The 16,154-nt window shown below is 73.4% G+C and carries 13 protein-coding genes and 1 pseudogene; 6 read left to right on the top strand and 8 right to left on the bottom strand.

Annotated features, from left to right (window positions below):
- Positions 1-50: 50 nt before the first annotated feature.
- The 5 genes from AC0VY3_RS06505 to AC0VY3_RS06525 all read right to left on the bottom strand — a co-directional run bounded on the left by AC0VY3_RS06505 (position 51) and on the right by AC0VY3_RS06525 (position 8,497).
- A complete protein-coding gene (locus AC0VY3_RS06505) occupies positions 51-2,984 on the bottom strand; it encodes a helix-turn-helix transcriptional regulator (protein WP_103511090.1) in 2,934 nt (977 codons plus the stop codon).
- A gap of 79 nt (positions 2,985-3,063) precedes the next feature.
- Positions 3,064-3,261: a hypothetical protein gene (locus tag AC0VY3_RS06510; RefSeq protein WP_103511089.1), complete on the bottom strand. Its 198-nt coding sequence runs from the start codon at positions 3,259-3,261 to the stop codon at positions 3,064-3,066.
- A 74-nt stretch (positions 3,262-3,335) separates the two neighbouring features.
- A complete protein-coding gene (locus tag AC0VY3_RS06515; protein ID WP_475549181.1) occupies positions 3,336-6,581 on the bottom strand; it encodes a type 2 lanthipeptide synthetase LanM family protein in 3,246 nt (1,081 codons plus the stop codon).
- Positions 6,582-6,748: 167 nt separating this feature from the next.
- Positions 6,749-7,264, bottom strand: a complete 516-nt coding sequence (locus tag AC0VY3_RS06520; protein ID WP_103510461.1) for a hypothetical protein — start codon at positions 7,262-7,264, stop codon at positions 6,749-6,751.
- 114 nt (positions 7,265-7,378) lie between these two features.
- The gene (locus tag AC0VY3_RS06525; protein WP_103510460.1) at positions 7,379-8,497 is read right to left on the bottom strand and encodes a LacI family DNA-binding transcriptional regulator; all 1,119 of its coding nucleotides are present in this window, start codon (positions 8,495-8,497) and stop codon (positions 7,379-7,381) included.
- A gap of 109 nt (positions 8,498-8,606) precedes the next feature.
- On the opposite strand from AC0VY3_RS06525, the gene AC0VY3_RS06530 reads away from it, so the two are divergent.
- The 4 genes and pseudogenes from AC0VY3_RS06530 to AC0VY3_RS06545 form a co-directional block, all read left to right on the top strand.
- Positions 8,607-9,758: a Gfo/Idh/MocA family protein gene (locus AC0VY3_RS06530; protein WP_475549182.1), complete on the top strand. Its 1,152-nt coding sequence runs from the start codon at positions 8,607-8,609 to the stop codon at positions 9,756-9,758.
- A gap of 40 nt (positions 9,759-9,798) precedes the next feature.
- A complete protein-coding gene (locus tag AC0VY3_RS06535; protein WP_475549183.1) occupies positions 9,799-10,950 on the top strand; it encodes a dihydrodipicolinate synthase family protein in 1,152 nt (383 codons plus the stop codon).
- Entirely contained in the window at positions 10,947-11,795 is an 849-nt protein-coding gene (locus AC0VY3_RS06540) for a sugar phosphate isomerase/epimerase family protein (protein WP_475549184.1), read from the top strand. Before AC0VY3_RS06535 ends, AC0VY3_RS06540 begins: the two co-directional genes overlap by 4 nt.
- A 231-nt stretch (positions 11,796-12,026) precedes the next feature.
- Positions 12,027-12,143, top strand: a pseudogene (locus AC0VY3_RS06545) (mycothiol transferase); the annotation flags it as partial.
- A gap of 56 nt (positions 12,144-12,199) precedes the next feature.
- On the opposite strand, the gene AC0VY3_RS06550 reads toward AC0VY3_RS06545, so the two are convergent.
- From AC0VY3_RS06550 to AC0VY3_RS06560, 3 genes are all read right to left on the bottom strand, one after another.
- Positions 12,200-12,619, bottom strand: coding sequence for an RNHCP domain-containing protein (locus AC0VY3_RS06550; RefSeq protein WP_164617456.1), 420 nt, complete (start codon positions 12,617-12,619; stop codon positions 12,200-12,202).
- 22 nt (positions 12,620-12,641) lie between these two features.
- Positions 12,642-13,034, bottom strand: coding sequence for an RNHCP domain-containing protein (locus tag AC0VY3_RS06555; protein WP_219821355.1), 393 nt, complete (start codon positions 13,032-13,034; stop codon positions 12,642-12,644).
- A 402-nt stretch (positions 13,035-13,436) separates the two neighbouring features.
- Positions 13,437-14,144, bottom strand: a complete 708-nt coding sequence (locus AC0VY3_RS06560) for a bleomycin resistance protein (protein WP_475549185.1) — start codon at positions 14,142-14,144, stop codon at positions 13,437-13,439.
- Positions 14,145-14,394: 250 nt separating this feature from the next.
- On the opposite strand from AC0VY3_RS06560, the gene AC0VY3_RS06565 reads away from it, so the two are divergent.
- Both AC0VY3_RS06565 and AC0VY3_RS06570 read left to right on the top strand, forming a co-directional pair.
- On the top strand, positions 14,395-15,276 hold the full coding sequence (locus tag AC0VY3_RS06565) for a lysozyme (RefSeq protein ID WP_475549186.1): 882 nt from the start codon (positions 14,395-14,397) through the stop codon (positions 15,274-15,276).
- 116 nt (positions 15,277-15,392) lie between these two features.
- Positions 15,393-16,040 carry a peptidoglycan recognition protein family protein gene (locus AC0VY3_RS06570; RefSeq protein WP_475549187.1) on the top strand — a complete coding sequence of 216 codons (648 nt, stop codon included), beginning with the start codon at positions 15,393-15,395 and terminating at the stop codon, positions 16,038-16,040.
- Positions 16,041-16,154: the final 114 nt, after the last annotated feature.

The following is a 16,154-nucleotide window of genomic DNA, read 5'->3' on the forward strand; positions in this document are numbered from 1 at the left end:
CACCCCGGCCCCCATGGCCCGGGTGCGGAGGCTGCGCCCACCCCGGCTCCTCAGACCGCCTCGCCGGCGCACTCGGCCGCGAACTCGCACAGCGCAGCCCGGTCCGCGCGCCCCGTCTTGCTGAGCAGGCTGGCCATGTGTTTCTCCACGGTGCGCGGCGAGATGGACAGCCGCCGGGCGATCTGCTGGTTCCCGGGCCGCTCGGGCAGCAGCACGAACACCTCGTACTCGCGCGGGGTCACCCCGCTGGTCCGCAGCGGCGACGGGATCCGGTCCCAGCCGCCCCGGTGCTGGCCCACACTCGCCCCGGCCTGCCGCAGCGCCGCCCGGCACGCGGAGGCGACCGGCTGCACCCCGGCACCGTAGAAGTACTCCTCGGCGGTCCGCAGCCATGCCACCGGCTCGCCCCACCCGTCCGCCCGCGCCGCGTCCGCGACCAGCCGCAGCCCCAGGTGGTGGGCGACGGGGAAGGGTGCGGAGCGCACCCCGAAGGACGCCATCAGCCGGGCCGCCCCGGCCGGGTCACCCGCCCGCCCCAGCAGCACCGCGTCCGCCAGGTCCAGGAACTGCCGGTTCCAGGCGAGGCAGCCGCCCGGAGCCGCCCGCGCCTCCTCCAGCTCCGCCCGGTCCGCCTCGCCCGCCAGGACCCGCAGCAGCGGGCGCAGCCCGTACCGCCCACTCAGGTAGTAGTAGCTCGGATGGTCCAACTCCCATGCCAGCGCCTCGTCCAGACCGGCCACCGCCCGCTCCCGGTCCTCCTCCAGCAGCGCCCCGAACGCCCGGCACAGCCCCGACCGCAGCGGCACCAGCAGCGACTGCTCGCCCCCGGCCCGCCGGAACGCGGCCAGCGCCCGGTCCATCTCCCGCCGCCGCCCCCGGTGCGCGGCCATCGTCGCCCCGGCCAGCAGCAGATAGCGGTGGGCCGACAGATCGCCGACCCGGGCGCTGGCCTCCGCCGAGCGGTCGACGATCTCCTGCGCCTCCTCCCACCGGGCGCACAGCACCGCGTTCATGGCGAGCAGCCCGTCGACCGTACGGGTCAGCAGCAGCGCGCCCAGTTCGGTGGCGGCCGCCCGCGCGGAGAGCAGCCGGGAGGCGTCCCCGGTCCGCATGAACGCGTTGGCGCCGAGCCGCACCAGCGCCTCCACCCGCCAGACCGGCAGGGCGTGTTCGGTGGAGATCGACAGCATCCGCTCCAGTGCGGCGTCCGCGGCGTCGAAGCCCTCCTCGCGCCGCAGCAGCGCCAGCAACTGCCAGGCCTGGCAGGCGACCACAGGCAGCCCTTCGGCCTCGGCGGTCTCCGCCGCCTCCCGCACGGCCTGCTCGGCCTCCGCCGGGTCCGGGGGCTTCTGCCCGTGCCCGGGCTCATGGCCGGGAAGCAGCGCCAGATATCCGTCGACCACCGCGAGCGCGGCCCGGCGGCCTGGCGGCGGCGACGCGCCGAGCAGGGCCCGGGCCGCTTCCACCTGGAGTGCCGCGTCGGCGGTGCGCTCCGCCATGACCGCCGCCCAGGCGAGTTCGACATGGGTCTGCCCGCGGCGGGCGGCGGCCTCGGAACGCGCCGGAACCGGCGGCAGCGCGTCCGCCAGTGCCAGCGCGCCGTCCAGATCGCCGCCCTCGGCACGGGCGACCGCCAACGACTCGGCGACGGTGGCCCGGTCGCCCTCGGCGGCCAGCGGGTGCGCCCGCTCCAGCAGCACCACGGCGGAGCCGTGCGCCCCCGAAGCGAGCATCCGTCTTCCCGCCTCCGCGAACTGGCGTGCCGCCCCCGCCCGGTTGCCCGCGGCCAGCTGCAACGACGCCACGAGCTGCCGCCCGTCCTCGTCCAGCGGCTCCCCGGAGTGCTCGATGGCCCCGGCGGCGCGGCGGGCCAGCGAGGCGCGTTCGGCCGGGGCCAGCGAGGAGATCAGGGCCTCGGCGGTGAGCGAGTGCCGGAAGGTGTAGCGGTCGGGGGCCGCGCCGTCCGGGGCGATGACACCGGCCTCCACCGCGGACCGCAGATGGGTGAAAAGGGCCCGGTCCTCGAAACCGGTGACGGTCTGGAGCACGGTCACCGAGAACTGGCTGCCCAGAGTGGCCGACGCCAGTAGGAGGTCCCGCACCGGTTCGTCCAGCCGCTCCAGCCTGCGCGCCCAGCTGCGGACGATGTCCGAGGGGACCGAGGCGTCCGGCTGCTCCGCCGCCTCCCAGCCGTCGTCCGTCCGCCGGAGCCGGCCGGTGTCCAGCAGGTCCGCCAGCAGCACTTCCAGCAAGTACGGGTTGCCCGCGGCGCGTTCGGCCAGCCGCCGGTGCACCGCCTCGGGTATCTCCTGGGGCCGCGCCTCCAGGCACGCACCGGTCAGCGCCCGCACCTGGGCGTCGTGCAGCGGGCCCAGCTCCCGCACGCCGGCGGTGTGGCGGCGCTCGGCGGAGCGTACGAGGTCCAGCGCGGCGCCCGGCTCCGGGCGCAGGGTGCCCAGGAACAGGATCGGCAGATCGGCGAGGTTGTCGATGATGTACTCGACGACCGCGACGGTCTCCGTGTCGCAGTCGTGCAGATCCTCCAGCAGGATCGCGCAGCCCGTCTCCCTGCCCAGCACGGACAGCAGCCGCAGCAGCGCCTCGGCCAGCTCGACGACCGTCTCCGGATAACCCGGCGACCCGCCCTTGCGCCACTCCGGGACCAGCCGGGCCAGCGCCGGATGGTAGGGCGCGAGCTCCGGATCGGTCGGGGTGCCCGCCGCCCGGAACCGCGAGGCCAGCGCCTCCGCGAGCGGGCGGAACGGGACGACGAGCCCGGTGGAGGTGGCCCGGCCGCGCAGCACCGGCATGCCCGATCCGTAAGCCCGGTAGGCGCATTCGCCCACCAGCCGGGACTTACCGATACCGGCTTCCCCGAGGAAGAACAGCGCGCGCCCCGAACGCCGTTGTACGGCGTCCAGGGCGCTGCTCAGCAGTCCGATCTGCTCGTCCCGCCCGACGATGACCGGCGAAGTGGCTCGCATGGCCGCACATTACTGGAGTGGCAACTCCCACGGCAGCGGACCAATTCAGCTCAATTGGCGTCGAGTTGGCCGGATCTGGTCACCACGGGGCCGTCATGGTGGTCCAGGGGAGATCGTGGCTGTAGCCGCTCTCGCCCTCCGAGGCGCTGAGGAGTCTGCTGCGCGCACCGAGGCCCCCGGTGGAGCCCAGGGAGATCTGCCCGGCCGGGTGCTCGGGCGAGCCCTCGTGCGCGATGTCGCCGGACGCCTGCAGGGCCGATTCGCGGGACTGCTTCATCTCTGCCTCATCCTCTGGTGGTTGGTGTGGAACTCAGCAACAGTGCGTGGTCATCGGGAAGGTGCTGGGGTGGGTCAGGGTGCCCGGGAAGGGCGCAGGAGCAGGGCGGAGCCGATCCGGTCGGGGAACCCGGCCCGGAGCAGCCCGTGGCCGATCCCGGAGAGCCCGGTGAGCAGCCCCGGGTGCGGCACCCGGCCGGGCGTACCGCACTGCGGTCCCGCCCGGTCCGCGGCGGCCAGCAGCATCCCGGCCCGGCGTACCCACGCGGGCCGTGCGGCGGGCAGCGCCCGGTGGCCGAGGAGTTCGAGCAGCCCCGACTCGCCGTGGCACAGGCTGTCGTCGGCGAGCGGACCGATGTCCGCCAGCTCGCCGGAGCGCGCCGCCAGCCAGCCGGCCAGCTCCGGGTCCGCCAGTGCGTCGTGGCTGTCCGCGACCGCCAGCGCGATCCCGGCCGCCCCGTCGCACCAGGTGGGCCCGGCGGCCGACTCCGTGGGCCTCGCCGCCGCGGCTTCCGCCAGGGCGGTGGCCTCGCCGACCGCTCCGGCACGGGCCCCGGGGGCCGCGACGGCGGTGGCGCCGGCGGTGGCCGCCGCCCGGCGCAGCGCCCGCAGACCGGCGCTCCGGTGCCGTACGCCGCCCCCGGCCCCGGCGAACCGCAGCAGCGCCCAGCCGATCCCCGCCGCCCCGTCGGAGAAGCCCGCGGAGTCGGGGAGCGGCGCGGCGACGATCCGCTCGGCGCAGCGCTCGGCGCCACGCCAGGCCTCCGGGCGGCCGGTGGCGCGGTACACCGCGAGCAGCGAGACCAGCCCGCCCGCCACCCCGCCGCGCACCCCGTACCCGTCCTCGGTCATGCTCGCCGCACAGCTCAGCCGGACGGCCGGGCCCGCCAGCTCCAGGATCTTCCGGTCGCCCAGCAGCGTGCCCACCTCGGTCAGCGCGTACGCGATGCCGCCGAGGCCCGCGAAGGCTCCGGAGCCCAGGGGCCCGAGCTCGTCGGCCCGCCCGTGCAGCGCGTCCAGCAGCCCCGGGACCGGGGCGAGCGCCTCACGGGCCGCCTCCGCGTACCGGGCGGCGCCGGTGAGCGCGGCCAGCTGGGCGAGGAAGAGCGCGGGGCCGGTGTAGCCGCCCGCGAGGTCCGCCGCCATCGGCGTGAGCCGCCAGTAGCGCTCGCCGAGCAGATCGAGGCCGATCCAGTTGGTGCGGCCCTCGTGCCGGTAGGCGAGGGAGACGAGCTGGTCGCCCACCGACCTCGCGGCGGACAGCAGTTGCTCGGGCTCCGGCGCGGTCGCCGCGCTCCGGGCCCGGCCGCCCGGAACCGCCCGGTGCGGCGGCTCGGGCGAGGTGCTCACCATGGCGGACCGGATGATCCGTTCCTGGTCCTGCCGGTCCACGGTGTCCATCGCGCGCACCTTCGCCTCGACGCGCGCCAGCCCGCTGAGGAGGGCGGGATCGTGCGGGGTCGCGGCAGGGCGGGGCCGGGCCGCGGCGGTGTCCTGCGAGGAACGGGCGGGGGCCGGCCCCGCAGCCGGCCGCCCGGTGCCGCTCCAGAGCTCCGTGCCGCCCGGCCGGGTGTTGAACACCGGCACATCACCGCACCACAGCTCCGCGATCTCCTCGTCCTCCACGCCGGGCAGCGCGGGCATGCCCAGGAGCGGGGTGCGCAGCAGCGACAGCACCTGGTGCCGTTCGGCGGCGTCCCGCATCAGATCGGGGTGGGTCGACTCGTCCAGCAGCGTCGTGTACGTCCAGGTCGGGCGCGGCACGACACGTACTTCGTCGGCGGCGAAGAGCCACAACAGCCCGGCCTCGCCGAGGAGTTCGTTCCGGTGCTCGCTGATCGCGTTGTACCCGGCGCGGAATCCGTCGCAGAGGGCGTCGGTGTACGCGGAAGGATCGGCCGCCACGCCGCCCAGCCGGGGCCGGTTGGCGGACTCGGTGAACCGGCCCGCCCGCCGCACGAGCCGCATCCGGTCGGTTCCGGGCTCCGCCCAGTCGGCGGTCTCGATCGGCGACGAGGCGGCCCGGCCGCCGCCGATGGCGGACATGTCGAGCGCGGAGGTGTCCCCGACGAGCAACTGCGGGAGAAGGCCCACCCGGTGGACGGAGTCGTGCAGGGCCCGGGCGGCCGGATCGGCGGACCGGGCGGGCCCCAGCGGCGGGTGGAACAGGGTCTCCACATCGACCAGGACCGGGTGCGGGCCGCAGGCGATCAGGTTCTCGTGGTGCAGATCCGTACCGTCCAGCGCGTGCAGCAGGGCGAGCAGCGCACCCTGCCGCCGGTAGAACCGCCGGGTCTCCGCCACCGAGTCGCAGGGCCGCTCCTCGACGAACTCGGCCCAGCCGTACTCGCCCCGGTCCAGGACGCGCAGCACCCGCAGCTCGGGGGCGCCCGGCAGCGAACCGAACCACTCGACCAGGGAGTTGAAGTGCCGGTGCGCCGCGAGCGGGCGCGGCTTGTAGACCAGCCGGGTGCCGTCGGCGAAGCGCAGCAGCATCACCGACCGCCCTCCGCGATGGCTGTCGCCCGCCCCGGCCTCGACGCCGGTGAGCACCCCGGGCCCCGCGCTCCCGCCGAGCGCCCCGTCCGGCGAGCCGGCCCGGTGGCCGAGCACCCCGGCAGGGGCGAACAGGTGCCGGTCGGCGGCGAGCCGTACGGCCATCTCCGCGAACGCGTCGCCCGCGTTCAGGCAGGCCGTGGCGAGGAGGCGGGCCAGGACGGGGTAGCCGGTGACGAGCTCGGCGAGACCGTCGCGACGGCCGGTCAGCCGCACGAAGTCCCGGAAGCGCTCCTCGGTTCCCTCGCCGCTCAACCGGCCCAGCCGCCGGGCCTCGTGCAGCTCCGTCACGAGCGTGCGTGCCGCGATCCGGGAGAGCCGACGCGTCAACTGCCGCCGGAAGTCGCCGAGTACGGGCGAGGAGCCGTCCACCGGAGAGCTGTCCGCGAAGGGACCGTCCACCGCAGGACCGTCCTCCTCCGTGGGCGCCTCCTCCGCGAGCGTGCTGCGCAGCCGCTCCGCCGCCGCCTCGACGAACGGCGCGAGGACCGGCCCGAAACCGCTGAGCCCGGGGTACGCGCGGTCGGCGACCACCACGTCGCGCGGCGCCGATGCGACGGCCTGCCGGGCGAAGACCGCCCAGCGGGGTTCGTCGGAGGGCCTGCCGCCGACGACACCGGGAAGCCACCACGGCTCTCCGGCCGCGCCCTCGAACGAGGAGGGGGGCGCGGCGGACACGGCCGGGTCGTCGCCGTACGCGACGGCGGCGGCGACGGGGGCGAGGCGACGACTCGTACCTCTGTCGATCAGATCCTTCTCCGCCACCGCTCCGCACCTCCCCGCTCCTGGGCCCGGTCCCGGTCGGGCCGCCCGGATCCATCGTGCTGGGGGAGCGGGCCGGGCGCATGGGGGAGTCACCCCCATCTTTCGCGTCCCGGCCCGCACGGCGGGTCGACGGGCGGTGATTCAGGGCGAATCGGCCGCCGGCAGGGTCACTGTCCGGCGGCCATGGAGTCGAAGGTCTCCCGCATCGTGCGATCGATGCCGCCGGGCTGCCCGACCAGGGAGTCGAAGAGGTCGGCGAGCAGCCACAGCACGAAGCCGTGCACCAGGGCCTCCTCCGGCGGAATCCGCCCGAACCGGTCGCGCCACTCCACGGTGTCCATGCCCATCGCGGCGGCCATGAGGACGCCGGTGGCCATCGGAACCTGAGCCGGGTCGGCCGACTCGAAGGCGGGCAGCCTGCGGATCACGGCGGGGATCAGATCGCCGAGCGGATCAAGACGGGTCTCGCCGCCGGACTGTTCGGCGATCAGGAGTCCGGTCAGCACGCCCACCAGGAACACGGTCCCCCGGGACACCTCCGCGCGCCCGTGGGCGTCCACCGCGGCCTGGAACCGCCGCCGTGCTTCCTGGCGCTCCCTGTCCGGAGTCCGCTTCTCCAGGACCCGGTAGGAGTCCCACGCCGCGCGGATGGCCTCAGGCGCGATTACGTCGTCACTGGTCATGAAGCCGACCGTAGACGAGATGGGACGGAGCGCCGTCGCACACCGGCACGTTCCTCCCAGGGCCCCGCCGGTGCCGGGACAGGCCGGCGGCCGCCCCGCCGCCTCCGACGCGCCTCACCCCCGAGGCGCGGCCGTCGACCCCCGGATCATCAGCTCCGCCGCGATCGTCGCGATGCCGCCCGGCGGCGGGTTCTCCTTGCCCATCGCGAGCCGTCCCGCCCGCGCGCCCGCCTCGAAGAGCGGCAGCCGAACCGTCGTGAGGGCCGGTACCGCGTCCACCGAGAACGGCAGGTCGTCGAAGCCCGCGACCGAGATGTCCTGGGGAATGCGCATGCCCTGGTCCCGTACGGCCGCGCACGCACCCAGCGCCACGGTGTCGTTGGCGGCCACGATCGCGGTCACATCCGGTGCCCTGCGCAGGAGTTCGAGGGTGGCCTCGTAGCCCGAGCGCCGGTCGTAGGGGCCGTGCACGGTGAGCCGGTCCTGATCCCCGGAGCCGGTCGCCGCACTGTCGGGCCCGATGTCCGGCCCGCCGTCCGGAGCCGCGTCCAGCCCCGCCGCGCGCAGTGCCTCGCGGTGGCCCTCCAGACGGTGCCGGGTGGTGGTCCGTTCCGGGGGCCCGGCGACGTAACCGATCCTGCGGTGGCCGAGCGAGATCAGGTGCTCGGTGAGCCGGCGTCCGCCGCCGCGGTTGTCGAACGCGAGCGCGGCGACGAGCGCGTCGCCCTCGGGCAGCGGGGGCCGCCCGCAGAAGACGATCCGGGTGCCGGCGTCCGCGAGCTTCGCCAGCTTCGCCGACATCGCGGCCTGGTGCGCCGGGTTCTCGACCGCGCCGCCGGTGAGGACGACGGCGGCGGCGCGCTGGCGCTGGAGGAGCGTGAGATAGGTGAGTTCGCGCTCCGGGGAGCCGCCGGTGTTGCAGATGACGGCCAGCTTCTCGCCGCCCGCCCGTCCGGAACCGTCCCCGGGCCCGCCGATCTGCGTCTGGGCCGCCCCCGCCATGATCCCGAAGAACGGGTCGGCGATGTCGTTGACCAGGATGCCGACCAGGTCCGAGGTGGCCGCGGCGAGCGAACTGGCGGGCCCGTTGAGCACGTAGTCCAGGTCGTCCACCGCGCGCAGGACCCGTTCCCGGGTCGAGGCCGCCACCGGGTAGTTGCCGTTCAGCACGCGGGAGACGGTGGCCGGGGACACCCGGGCGCGGGCCGCCACATCCGCCAGGGTGACTGTCATCGCTGTCCTCCGTGAGGTCACGTGCGGCCCCCTCTTGTCCGGCCGCTGTCGGCAGGCTAGCGTCATCTCCGATAGAAAGCGCTTGCTACGGCTGTATGGAGGGACCTTCGTGACACGCAGGACAGTGCGCATCGCCATGAACGGCGTCACGGGACGCATGGGATACCGACAGCACCTGGTGCGCTCGATCCTCGCGATCCGCGAACAGGGCGGCCTGGATCTCGGCAACGGCGAGGTCCTGTGGCCCGAGCCCGTGCTCGTCGGCCGCCGCGCCCACGCCCTGGAGGAACTCGCCGGGCGGCACGGCCTGACCGAGTGGTCGACCGACCTGGACGCGGTGCTCGCGGACGACACGGTCGAGATCTACTTCGACGCCCAGGTCACCTCGGCCCGGGTGGAGGCGATCAAGAAGGCCGTCGCGGCGGGCAAGCACGTCTACACCGAGAAGCCGACCGCCACGGACGTCGAGGGCGCCCTCGACCTGGCCCGGCTCGCGCGCGACGCGGGCATCAAGCACGGCGTCGTCCAGGACAAGATCTTCCTGCCGGGTCTGCGCAAGCTCAAGCGCCTGATCGACGGCGGCTTCTTCGGCGAGATCCTGTCCGTGCGCGGGGAGTTCGGCTACTGGGTCTTCGAGGGCGACTGGCAGGAGGCCCAGCGGCCCTCGTGGAACTACCGCGCGGAGGACGGCGGCGGCATCGTCGTCGACATGTTCCCGCACTGGGAGTACCTGCTCCACGAGCTGTTCGGCCAGGTCACCTCCGTAACGGCCCAGGTGCACACGCATGTTCCGCAGCGCTGGGACGAGCAGGGCAAGCCGTACGAGGCGACCGCCGACGACGCCGCGTACGGCATCTTCCAGCTGGCGGGCGGGGCGGTCGCGCAGATCAACTCCTCCTGGACGGTCCGGGTCAACCGGGACGAGCTGGTGGAGTTCCAGGTCGACGGCACGCACGGCTCCGCCGTGGCCGGCCTGCGCAACTGCCGTGTCCAGCACCGCTCGGCGACCCCGAAGCCGGTCTGGAACCCGGACCTCCCGGTCACCGAGTCGTTCCGCGACCAGTGGCAGGAGATCCCGGACAACGAGGAGTTCGACAACGGCTTCAAGGCGCAGTGGGAGCTGTTCCTGCGCCATGTGGCCCTGGACAGCCCGTACACCTGGGACCTGCTGGCCGGCGCCCGGGGCGTCCAACTGGCCGAGCTGGGCCTGAAGTCGTCCGCCGAGGGCCGCCGCTTCGACGTCCCGGAGCTGACCCTGTGACCCGCGCGACCGGTTCGCGGCGCCGCCGGAGGCCGCTGACATGACGATCCACCTCCCGCAGGGCCCCTACACGCCCCGCACCACCCCGCTCGACCTCGCGCCGGGCGCGGCCGCCCCCGCCTCCCGTACGGTCTTCTCGGCCGCCCATGTGGTCGCCGACCCGTACGCCGACATCGCCCCCGGCGACCCGGCGGCCGTCGACTGGGAGTCCACGCTCGCCTTCCGCCGCCACCTGTGGGGGCACGGCCTGGGCGTCGCGGAGGCCATGGACACCGCGCAGCGCGGGATGGGCCTGGACTGGGCGGGCGCGGCCGAGCTGATCCGCCGCTCGGCCGCCGAGGCGAAGGCGGTGGGCGGCCGGATCGCGTGCGGCGTCGGCACCGACCAGCTGCCCGACGACGGCACCGCGCCCACCCTGGCCGAGGTCAGGGTCGCGTACGAGGAACAACTGGCCCTGGCCGAGGAGCACGGCGCCCAGCCGATCCTCATGGCCTCCCGCGCGCTGGCCCGGGCGGCGAGCGGCCCGGAGGACTACCTCGCCACCTACGCCCACCTCCTGCGCCAGGCGTCCGAACCGGTGATCCTGCACTGGCTTGGCCCGATGTTCGACCCGGCCCTGGAGGGCTACTGGGGCACCTCGGACCTGGACGCGGCCACGGACACCTTCCTGAAGGTGATCGCCGAGCATCCGGACAGGGTCGACGGCATCAAGATCTCCCTCCTGGACGCGGCCCGCGAGATCGACGTCCGCCGCCGCCTCCCGGGCGGGGTGCGCTGCTACACGGGCGACGACTTCAACTACCCGGAACTGATCGCGGGCGACGAACGCGGCTTCAGCCACGCCCTGTTGGGCATCTTCGACCCGCTGGGCCCCTTGGCGGCACACGCGGTACGGGTCTTGGACACGGGTGACGTGGACGGCTTCCGGGCCCTCCTCGACCCCACCGTCGAACTCTCCCGCCACCTCTTCCGACGGCCCACCCGCTTCTACAAGACGGGTGTGGTGTTCCTGGCCTGGCTGGCCGGCCACCAGGACCACTTCACGATGGTGGGCGGCCTCCAGTCGGCCCGCTCGCTGCCGCATCTGGCGAAGGCGTACGAACTGGCCGACCGGCTGGGCCTGTTCCCGGACCCGGATCTGGCCGAGCACCGTATGCGAGCCCATCTGGCGGTCCACGGAGGTGCACGATGACGAACGACAACGGCGGCGGCGGTCTGTCCCGCCTGAGCATCAATCAGGAGACGCTCAAGCAGTGGTCGTTGCCCGAGCTCACCGAGGGCTGCGTCAAGGCGGGCATCGACAAGGTGGGCCTGTGGCGGGCCCCGGTGCAGGAGTACGGCGTCGAGCGCACGGCACGGCTGCTCGCCGACGCCGGGATCGAGGTCACCAGCCTCTGCCGGGGCGGCTTCTTCACCGCCCTCGACCCGGCCGAGCGCGCCCGCGCCCTGGACGACAACCGGGCGGCGATCGACGAGGCGGCCGGCCTGTCCACCGACACCCTGGTCCTGGTCTCCGGCGGCCTCCCGCCCGGCAGCCGCGACCTCCACGGGGCCCGCGAGCGGGTGGGCGAGGCGCTGGCGGAACTGGCCCCGTACGCGGCGGCGCGCGACGTACGCCTGGCGATCGAACCGCTCCACCCGATGTACGCCGCCGATCGCTGCGTGGTCTCCACCCTCGCCCAGGCACTGGACCTCGCGGAGCGCTTCCCGGCCGAGCAGGTCGGGGTCGTCGTCGACACCTACCACCTCTGGTGGGACGACCGGGCGCCCGCCCAGATCGCCCGCGCGGGTGCGGGCGGCCGCATCCACTCCTTCCAGCTGGCCGACTGGATCACCCCGCTCCCGGCGGGCGTCCTGCTGGGCCGGGGCCAACTGGGCGACGGGAGCGTGGACTTCCGCGCGTTCCGCCGCTGGGTGGCGGACGCCGGGTTCGAAGGGCCGATCGAGGTGGAGATCTTCAACGAGGCGCTGTGGGCCCGCGACGGCACGGAAGCGCTGGCGGAAGTGGCGGACCGCTATGTGCAACATGCCTGCTGAGAGGCGCGCACGCCACCGAAGGTAAAGAGATCGTAAAAGGCTGCAACCTTTGCGTACCCTCCCGTGTCACACATGGCGTCGGGACTTCCGGGGAGGGGTCCGGGGGGAACGGGAAGGCCCGACGGGAGGGGAAAGCGAGGGGGGTCCGGCCGCGAGGCCGGGCCCCATTCCGCTTCTCCCGCCGTTCGTTAGGATCTGCCGCCATGACGGAGAGCGACGCAGCGTAAGAATGGCCCGAACCTCCGCCGTATCCTCCTGGACCTCATCGAGGAGTACGCCCGCCATGTCGGCCACGCCGACCTGATCCGGGAATCGGTCGACGGTCTGACGGGCGAGGACCCGGGGTGACCTGAGGGGCGGGGCTGACCGGGGGCCGCCCGGCGGGTGCCGGGCGGCCCTCGGGATCACAGCGCGAGCATCGCCCGGACGGGGATCTCCGCGTCCGCGAGCGGTCGCAGCGCCAGCCGGACGAGCGCCAGCGCGTTGTCGTCGCCCGCGATGCGGTTGGCGCTGAGCCGTCCGCACGTGAGGCAGTGGTGGATGAGCATCCACTCCCCGTCCTGCCGCACCGACAGGCTCAGGGCCACCATCCGGCCACGGCACCCTGCCGCCCGGTCACCCGGAACCCGGCCGTCCACATGCAGGCTGACCAGGCAGGACGGGCAGTGATTACGGTGGGCGGTGCCCGGCGCCGCCAGCGGGACGTCGAGCCGGCAGCCGACGCACCGGAACGCGTCGCCGCGCGCCCCGGCCGGCCCGTGCAGTACGTCCTTGGCCCGCTGCGGACGGCGTCCTGAAGCCCGCCGGGGCTTGCGGCGCGTCATCGCAGCCCCCCGATCGCCCGGTTCACAGGTCACCGAAGGCTTCGAGCGGGAAGGGCGGCTGGGCCAGCGGACGTACGGCCATCCGCATCAGGATCAGCTGGTTGTCGTCCCCGCAGACCGGGTTCGAGGTCAGCTCGTCGCACCGGGTGCAGCGGTGGACGACCATCCAGTCGCCGGTGCGCAGCACCGCGATGGAGATCGGTGCCATCCGGCCCTCGCAGTCGGAGCGGCCGCCCTCGACGTGGTCGACGAGGTGCTGCGAGTGCAGGCAGCTGGGGCAGTGATTGCGCCGGCTGCCGTCGGGGGCGTACGCGGCGACGGTCAGTCCGCAGCGGACGCAGGTGAAGGTGTCCAGGGAGGACACCGAGGATGAGGAGGACATGCCTGAGCGGTGCTGGGGGTTGTCGTGAGACACCCGGATACTCCTTGCCGAGGATGAGGAACGAAGCAGCAGGGAAGTACCGAGCACCCCTCGTGTCAGGGGCGTGCGGGGAGCGGGGCCGGACGACTGCGGGACGGCAGCCGGTCGTGAGGTGTCAGCAGTCGGCCGCGTACGGCGGCCGCGGACGGTCAGGCCCCGGTCACCCCGGCGTCACAGGCGCGACGAGGGAGGCTCGGAGTCACGGTCCGGGGCATACATCAACTGCTTTCCAGGGCTCGCGCCCAGAGATCACCCGCGGTCGGGTCCGCGGTCGAGGAGCGAGCACCGTAACAAGGCGGCCGCGGGACCGGCCACCGAATTAGCCGACTGCCGGCCCGGCCTTCCCCTTCCGCCTCTCCTTTCCCTTTCCCTCTCTTTTCCCTCCCCCTCCCCGCCTCAGCCCCGCAGCTCCACCAGCCTGGCCAGCGCATCGGCCGCCGATGCCCTGTCCTCCGCGTCGAGTTGGGCTCCCTCCGCCTCCTTCAGCAGCCCCGCCGCCCGCTCCATCTCGCCCATCCGCTGGGCGATGTCCCCGCGCAGGACGAGCAGCCGCAGGCGCTGCACCGGGGTCGGGCGCTCGTCCGTCAGCCCCAGCACCCGGTCGATGATCTTCGCCGCGCCCGGCAGATCCTGCTTGGAGTCCGCGAAGAGGTCCGCCATGTGCAGCGCACGGGCGAACGTCCCCTTCGGGGCGGGCCGGTGGCTCGGGTCCTCGCTGATCGGGCGGCCGATCCGGATCGTGTTGCCGGTCGGGTCGGTCATCAGGAACTGCCGCACCCCGTACGACATGTCCTTCAGCGGACCGATGCGCGGCAGCCCCCGCGTCGGGATGCGCCCGTAGGCCGCCTTGAGCCCCGCCCGGAACGCCGCGTGCAGTCCGTCCACATCGTCGGTGAGGATGTAGCACCCGGAGTGGGAGGACGCCGGGTCGTAGTCCTTCATGCCGTACAGCTGGAGTTCGACCGCTCCCCGCTCGACGACGGCGTACGCGTACGGGCTCTTCTGCAGGTACGTCGTCTCGAAGCCCAGGGCGGTGTAGAAGTCGACGGCGGTCTCGATCAGCGAGGTCCGGCAGGGCAGCAGAGGGATCGTCGTCTCGGTCACGCGACGCACCCTAGTCAAATTTGATTACCTCGGTCAACGGCGGTCTCTGTCTTCAGAAATGAAAATTCTCGCCGCTCCGGCGCGTTCTCGCAGGTGGAGGGCGGCGGCACAGGTCCATACCAAATGGCCCCTTTACGCCTTTCCCTGCCCGTGCCTTACTCGTGACATGTGCATGGCATTCGATGATCGGATGCCACTCGGATGCCATGCCGTGCGCATCCCGTCCTCGTCAACATGCCCGGAGGTGGCCATGCTCGCGTACCGTTCTCCGTCCCGCCGACTCAAGAGATCCCGAGGAGCCCTGCTGGCCGGAGCTCTCGGTAGCGCCGCGGCGCTGATCCTGACCAGCACGGGCACGGCCGTCGCCGCGCCACCCTCACCCGATGAGCCGGTCCGGTCCGGACAGGCGTGGATGGGCGCCGGCACCCGTATCGAGCAGGGCCTCGCGTCCTCGGCGGCGGGCGGTGTGACGCCGATGGACACCAGCGGCGTTCAGGGCATCGACGTCTCGCACTGGCAGGGGTCGATCAACTGGGGTTCGGTGAAGGCCGCGGGCATCGACTTCGCCTACATGAAGGCCTCCGAGGGTACGTCCTTCAAGGACAGCCGCTTCAACGCCAACTACACCGGCTCCTACAACGCCGGTCTGATCCGGGGCGCCTACCACTTCGCCCGCCCCGACATCTCCAACGGGGCGACCCAGGCCGCCTACTTCGCGAGCAACGGCGGAGGCTGGTCCAAGGACGGCAAGACCCTCCCCGGGGTGCTGGACATCGAGCACAACCCGTACGGCGCCATGTGCTACGGCCGCTCCACGACCCAGATGCGCACCTGGATCAACGACTTCTACAACACGTACAAGGCGCGCACCACCCGGGATGTCGTCATCTACACGACCGCCGGCTGGTGGAACACCTGCACCGGCAACTGGACCGGCATGGCCGCCAAGTCACCCCTCTGGGTAGCTCATTGGGGAACCAGCAGTCCGAACATCCCCAGCGGCTTCCCCACCTGGACGATCTGGCAGTACTCGGCCACCGGCCGGGTCAGCGGAGTCTCCGGCGACGTGGACCGCAACAAGTTCAACGGCAGCCTCGCCCGGCTCCAAGCCCTCGCCAACAACACGGCGTAGCGGACCCGCCCTCGTGACGGCCGGGTGAGTGCGCCGGCTCACCCGGCGTACCGCCGCCACCCGTCGCCGTCACCGCCGTTGTCACTACTGCTGTCCGCACACACCAGGAGCCCGCCGTGAACCTTCCGCAGCCGTCCCGCCGCCACATCCTCCTCGCCGGTTCCGGCGGCCTGGCCGCGGCCGCCCTGCCGAGCGCGGCCCACGCCCTCGACGCCGTCGAGCCGGACATCGACAGCACGTCCCGGTGGAATGCGCGCCCGCCGCGGAGCCCGGTCGAACTGGTGGGGAAGCGGCCGACCATGATCGTCGTCCACCACACGGTCAGTGCCAACACCTCCGACGTCTCCCGTGCCCAGGCCCACGAACACGCCCACTGGGTCCAGGACCTGCACATGGACAAGAACGGGTGGACCGACACCGGCTACCACTTCCTCGTCAGCCGGGGCGGCTGGATCACCGAGGGCCGCCACCAGAGCCTCAGCACCCTGCGGGCCGGCAGGGACTTCGTCCTGGGCGCGCACACCTCCGGCCAGAACGGAGCGGGCATCGGGATCGCCAACGAAGGCGCGTACCACGACGGCGCACAGCCGCCCCGGGCGCAGTGGGAGGTCTTGGTGGCGCTCTGCGCGTACACCTGTGACCAGTACGGCATCGCGCCGAGTCGCATCTACGGACACAAGGACTTCGGCGACACCCTCTGCCCGGGCGTACTCCACGACAAGCTGCCACAGCTTCGCAGCGAGGTCGCGGCGAGCATGGGCTGAGCCGGGCACGGACGGCTCCGCCAACACGTCCGGCATTGGCCCCTTGGGCGAGCGCACTGTTGCCGTTCCTCGGCGAGGAAGAGACTCTGGGGCTGCTGCGTGACCGGGACCTGC

This window comes from Streptomyces sp. iso_384, assembly GCF_056172905.1.

Excerpts from the sequence above, each read along its gene's own strand:
- AC0VY3_RS06505 (WP_103511090.1), bottom strand. The coding sequence starts at position 2,984 with ATGCGAGCCACTTCGCCGGTCATCGTCGGGCGGGACGAGCAGATCGGA.
- AC0VY3_RS06510 (WP_103511089.1), bottom strand. The coding sequence starts at position 3,261 with ATGAAGCAGTCCCGCGAATCGGCCCTGCAGGCGTCCGGCGACATCGCG.
- AC0VY3_RS06520 (WP_103510461.1), bottom strand. The coding sequence starts at position 7,264 with ATGACCAGTGACGACGTAATCGCGCCTGAGGCCATCCGCGCGGCGTGG.
- AC0VY3_RS06525 (WP_103510460.1), bottom strand. The coding sequence starts at position 8,497 with ATGACAGTCACCCTGGCGGATGTGGCGGCCCGCGCCCGGGTGTCCCCG.
- AC0VY3_RS06535 (WP_475549183.1), top strand. The coding sequence starts at position 9,799 with ATGACGATCCACCTCCCGCAGGGCCCCTACACGCCCCGCACCACCCCG.
- AC0VY3_RS06540 (WP_475549184.1), top strand. The coding sequence starts at position 10,947 with ATGACGAACGACAACGGCGGCGGCGGTCTGTCCCGCCTGAGCATCAAT.
- AC0VY3_RS06550 (WP_164617456.1), bottom strand. The coding sequence starts at position 12,619 with ATGACGCGCCGCAAGCCCCGGCGGGCTTCAGGACGCCGTCCGCAGCGG.
- AC0VY3_RS06565 (WP_475549186.1), top strand. The coding sequence starts at position 14,395 with ATGCTCGCGTACCGTTCTCCGTCCCGCCGACTCAAGAGATCCCGAGGA.